This is a genomic window from Citricoccus sp. (assembly GCF_035445025.1).
Classification (GTDB): domain Bacteria; phylum Actinomycetota; class Actinomycetes; order Actinomycetales; family Micrococcaceae; genus Citricoccus.
Genome location: NZ_DAOMPX010000101.1, coordinates 1 through 4,881, shown reverse-complemented (window position 1 = coordinate 4,881; position 4,881 = coordinate 1). Strand labels below are relative to the sequence as shown.

The 4,881-nt window shown below is 70.5% G+C and carries 4 protein-coding genes; 3 read left to right on the top strand and 1 reads right to left on the bottom strand.

All coding sequences use genetic code 11. The features are described 5' to 3' along the window. The first annotated feature begins 118 nt into the window (after nt 1-118). Nucleotides 119-1,309: an MFS transporter gene (locus tag PLJ28_RS14840; protein WP_183529367.1), complete on the top strand. Its 1,191-nt coding sequence runs from the start codon at nt 119-121 to the stop codon at nt 1,307-1,309. A gap of 199 nt (nt 1,310-1,508) precedes the next feature. Here the strand turns inward: PLJ28_RS14840 and PLJ28_RS14835 are convergent, their stop codons facing one another. Next, a complete protein-coding gene (locus PLJ28_RS14835; protein ID WP_183529365.1) occupies nt 1,509-2,210 on the bottom strand; it encodes a FadR/GntR family transcriptional regulator in 702 nt (233 codons plus the stop codon). Nucleotides 2,211-2,379: 169 nt separating this feature from the next. On the opposite strand from PLJ28_RS14835, the gene PLJ28_RS14830 reads away from it, so the two are divergent. Then, a complete protein-coding gene (locus PLJ28_RS14830) occupies nt 2,380-3,759 on the top strand; it encodes an SLC13 family permease (RefSeq protein WP_183529363.1) in 1,380 nt (459 codons plus the stop codon). A 7-nt stretch (nt 3,760-3,766) separates the two neighbouring features. Then, on the top strand, nt 3,767-4,881 hold a 1,115-nt coding region (locus PLJ28_RS14825), incomplete at its 3' end, for a CaiB/BaiF CoA transferase family protein (protein ID WP_324590336.1).

Below are 4,881 nucleotides of genomic sequence, written 5' to 3'. Positions count from 1 at the left end.
CCGGTCCTTCCTGCCCGTGCTGGCCAACCGCCGGACCGACATCCTCGGCTGACGGTCCGCGGACCCGTCCGCAGGGTCCGCCACGACGGCGCCTTCCGGGATGAGTCATCATGGAGCCATGCCGCCCAGTCGTCCCACCGCCGGTCGGGGCCCGATCACGCTCCTGGCGTTCGGCCACTCGTTCGTCGACATCTACCAGGGTGCCGTCGCCGCCCTGGTGCCGTTCTTCGTGGCGGAACGCGAGTACTCCTACGCGGCCGCCTCGGCCATCGTCCTCGCCGCGTCCCTGCTCTCCTCGGTGGTCCAGCCCCTGTTCGGGGTGCTGGTCGACAAGCGTCCGATGCGCTGGCTCCTGCCGGTCTCGACCCTGACGGCGGGGGCGGGCATCGCGCTGGTGGGCGTGAGCGACAACTACCCGGTCACCCTGATCGTGGTCGCCGTCTCCGGGATCGGCGTGGCCGCGTACCACCCTCCGGCCGCGCAGGTGGCGCGGGCCGCCAGCGGGGGCACCCACTCGCGGATGGGCTGGTTCTCCCTGGGCGGCAACGTCGGCTTCGCCGCGGCACCCCTGCTCGTGGCCGGCGTCATCGCGATAGGCGGCCTCGGGGCGTCCCCGCTGCTGGTGGTCCCGGCGCTCGCGGGCGTGGTCCTGTGCCTTGCGGCGCTGCGCGGGATCCCCGCACCGGTCGCGCCGGGCCGGGGCCAGGCCGGGGCCGGGCCGGAGAACGACTGGGGGTCGTTCCTCCGGCTGACCGGGGCCATCGTCTGCCGCTCGATCGTGTTCATCGGCCTGTCCGCCTTCATCTCGCTCTACGCGGCCGAGCGCGGCGACGGCACCCCGTTCGCCGGGACCCTCGCCCTCTTCCTGCTCTACCTGGGCGGTGCGTTCGGCACCGTCATCGGCGGTCACCTCGCCAACCGCTGGGCGCGCGTGCGGATCGTGCGCTGGTCCTACGCCCTCACCGTTCTCGCCGTGGCCGGGACGGTCCTCGTGCCGGGGCCGGCCATGTACGCCTTCATCGTGTTGACCTCTGCGGGCCTCTACGTGCCCTTCTCCCTGCACATCACGCTGGGACAGGACTACCTCCCGCGGCGCACCGGCACGGCGAGCGGGGTGACCCTCGGGCTCACGGTCAGCGTCGGCGGCATCGCCGCTCCGTTCATCGGCGCCCTGGCGGATGCCACCACCCTGCAGACCGCGCTGATGCCACTGATCGTGCTGCCCGCCGTCGGCTGGCTCTTCCTGCGCACGCTCCGCGAGCCGAGACCTCCCCACCCCGTTCCCGCCCCGGAGGAGGCGGCCGTCTGAGGCGGACGCGACCGACCACACCGGTCCCAGCAACCTCCCAGCTGGTGCCCGGCCCATTCCCACGTCCGCTTCCTAGGCTGGAGCCACCTCATCAAGGTGCGAGTGATGACAGAGGGCCCCGGGCCCGGCAGAATGCGTTCCCCTCACGCAGCCGGACTACCCGGGGCCCTGCCATGCCCTGAGGCGCCGCCGGCGAGATTCAGTGGTGCTCGTCCAGTACGGGCAGGTCGGACACCAGCTTGAGGTGGGCGACCATCGCGCGCTCCGCCTCGTCGGGCCTGCCGTCCCGGATGGCCTCGAAGATCTGGACGTGGCCGGCCAGGGACCTCTCGGGCCTCCCGGACTGGCTCAGCGACTCGAGCCTCGTCTCGCGGATCTGGTCGGCGAGCTGTTGCATCATGCGGGCCAGCAGGTTCGAGCGCGCGGCCCGGGTGACGGCCTCGTGGAACATCTCGTCCCCGGACAGTCCCCGGTCCCCGCTGTCGATGTCCCGGCGCATGCGGTCGATGGAGGCCGCGATCCGCTCCACGTCCTCGTCCGTCCGCCGCTCGGCGGCCAGGGCCGCGAGCCGTGGCTCGATCGCCAGCCGGGCATCCACGATGTCCGGCAGGCGGGCCTCGTGCTCCTGGACGTCGTGCAGGATCTCCGCGGTTGTCGGCCGGACCAGGAGGGTGGCCCCGGAGCCGTGGTGGACGCCGATGACGCCGAGGACCTCCAGGGCCACCAGGGCCTGCGCCACGGTGGCCCGGGAGACGCCCAGCTGCTCCGCGAGGTCTCGCTCCGGGGGCAACCGGCTTCCGGCCTCCATGCCGGAGTCGAGGACATGGGCGACGATCCGTTCGACGACCTGCTGGTACAGGCGGGGCCTGTCACTGCGGTCGATGCGGGACGGTCCGGTCATGGAACACCTCTCAGGCAGGCCCGTACGGGGGTCGGGTGGCGGGGCGTGCTGTGCCCTCATCGTATTCAGTGGTTGACATAGTGGCACAGTGTCCTATTGGCTAGTCCACTGTGAGCGGTATCACAGTACCTCTCGTCGAACTTCCGGACCATCCACCGAAGGACCAGTCATGGGCCCAGAAATGCTATCCATCCTCATCCTGGTGGCGATGTTCATCATCGCCACGGTTCTCCCGGTCAACATGGGCGCCCTCGCCTTCGTGGGCGCGTTCGTCCTGGGATTCATCATCCTGGGGATGGAGACCAGTGACATCCTGGCCTCGTTCCCGGGCGGGCTGTTCCTCACCATCGTCGGGGTCACCTACCTGTTCGCGATCGCCCAGAAGAACGGCACCGTGGACGTGCTCGTCAATGCCGCGGTCCGGGTGGTGGGCAGCAAGGTGGCCCTCATCCCGTGGATCATGTTCGGCATCACCGCCGTGATCACCGCGGTCGGCGCGCTGTCTCCCGCGGCCGTGGCCATCATCGCCCCGGTCGCCCTGAACTTCGCCAACAAGTACCGGATCTCCCCGCTGATGATGGGCATGATGGTGATCCACGGTGCCCAGGGCGGCGGATTCTCACCGATCGCGGTGTACGGCGTCACCGTCAACGGCATCGTGGACGCGGCCGGCCTGGAGGTCAGCCCCCTGGCCGTCTTCCTGTCGAGCCTGATCTTCAACTTCCTCATCGCCGTGGTCCTCTTCCTCGCGCTGGGCGGCCGGGGGCTGCTGTCATCCCGCGCGGAGGACTTCGTCGAGCGCGCCGCCGAGGCCCGGTTGTCCCGCAGTGCGATGGTCAAGGCGAACGCGGAGAACCGGGACGTCGACTTCAAGGGCTTCGGCTCCGGCATGTACGGCCCGTCCGATCCGGCGGGTTCCACCGCGGCGCCGACCGTGGAGAAGGTGCGGATCAGCTTCCCGCAGGTCGCCACCCTCGTGGGCCTGGCGGTCCTGGCCGTGGTCGCCCTCGGCTTCGGGATCGACGTCGGATTCGTCGCCATCACCGTCGCCGTCCTGTTGGCGCTCATCTCGCCCCAGGCCCAGAAGGGCGCGGTCAACAAGATCGACTGGTCGACGGTCCTGCTGCTGGGCGGCATGCTCACCTTCGTGGGCGTGCTGCAGGAGGCCGGCACCATCGAGTACGTCTCCAACGCCGTCGGGAGCCTGGGCGTCCCGCTGCTCGCGGCCCTGCTGATCTGCTACATCGGCGCCGTCGTCTCCGCGTTCGCCTCCTCCACCGCCATCCTGGCGGCCCTGATCCCGCTGGCCGTGCCGTTCCTGCAGGCCGGGGAGATCGGTGCCACCGGACTGATCTGCGCACTGGCCGTGGCCTCCACGATCGTGGACGTCTCCCCGTTCTCCACGAACGGTGCGCTCGTGCTGGCCAATGCCCCGGAGGACGTGGACCGGGAGGCGTTCTACAAGAAGATCCTGGTCTACGCGGCGATCGTCGTGGTGGTGGGCCCCCTGCTCGCCTGGGCGGCCATGGTGCTGCCGGGATGGCTGTGAGGCGACCATGACCACTGAGACCACTGAGACCACTGAGACCACCGGCCCGCTGGCCGGAACCCTTGTCGTCGACCTCTCCCGCGCCCTCGCGGGACCCCACGCGGCCATGATGCTGGGGGACCTGGGCGCGCGGGTGATCAAGATCGAGACCCCGGGGACCGGGGACGACACCCGTGGCTGGGGGCCTCCGTTCGTGGGCCCGGAGGACGATCCCATCTCCACGTACTACCTCTGCTGCAATCGCAACAAAGAGTCCGTCGCCCTCGACCTGAAGTCCGAGGACGGCCGAGAGGTGCTGGAACGGCTCGTGGTACGGGCCGACGTGCTGATCGAGAACTTCCGCCCGGGAGTGCTGGACCGGCTCGGCTTCCCCGTCGACCGGCTGCACGAGCTGAACCCGCGCCTGGTCGTCCTGTCCATATCGGGGTTCGGCCATGACGGGCCGGAGGCGTCCCGCAGCGGTTACGACCAGATCGTGCAGGGGGAGGCCGGGTTGATGTCGCTGACGGGCTCCTCGCCCGATGACCCGCAACGGGTCGGCGTGCCCATCGCCGACCTGCTGGCCGGCATGAACGGGGCCTTCGGCGTCGTCTCGGCGCTGAACGAGCGGCACCGGACGGACCGGGGGTCCGTGGTCCGCACCTCCCTGCTCTCCTCCGTGGTCGGCGTGCACGCCTTCCAGGGCACCCGGGCCACGGTGGCCGGCGAGCTGCCCCGGGCGCAGGGCAACCATCATCCCTCGATCGCCCCCTACGGGCTGTTCCGGTGCCGGGGCGGGCGGGTCCAGATCAGCGTGGGCAGCCAGCGGCTGTGGCGTGCCTTCGCGGAGGGCTTCGGGCTCGATCCGGACCGCGCGGACCTGGCCGCCAACGCAGACCGGGTGGCCCATCGCGACCAGCTCATCGCGGAGGTGGAGCGGGCCTTCGCGGAGTACGACCCCGAGGCCCTGCTGGAGAAGCTCGACGGGCTCGGCATCCCCGCCGGCAAGGTGCGGGACCTGCAGGAGGTCTACTCGTGGGACCAGGTCCGCTCACAGGGACTGGTCCTCGACGTCGAGCACCCACGGCTCGGTACGATCAACCTCCCGGGACCGGCGCTGCGCTTCTTCTCCGGGGACGGAAC

What these genes read in the sequence shown, in the direction of transcription:
- PLJ28_RS14840 (WP_183529367.1), top strand. Translation starts at nt 119, where the DNA reads ATGCCGCCCAGTCGTCCCACCGCCGGTCGGGGCCCGATCACGCTCCTG.
- PLJ28_RS14835 (WP_183529365.1), bottom strand. Translation starts at nt 2,210, where the DNA reads ATGACCGGACCGTCCCGCATCGACCGCAGTGACAGGCCCCGCCTGTAC.
- PLJ28_RS14830 (WP_183529363.1), top strand. Translation starts at nt 2,380, where the DNA reads ATGGGCCCAGAAATGCTATCCATCCTCATCCTGGTGGCGATGTTCATC.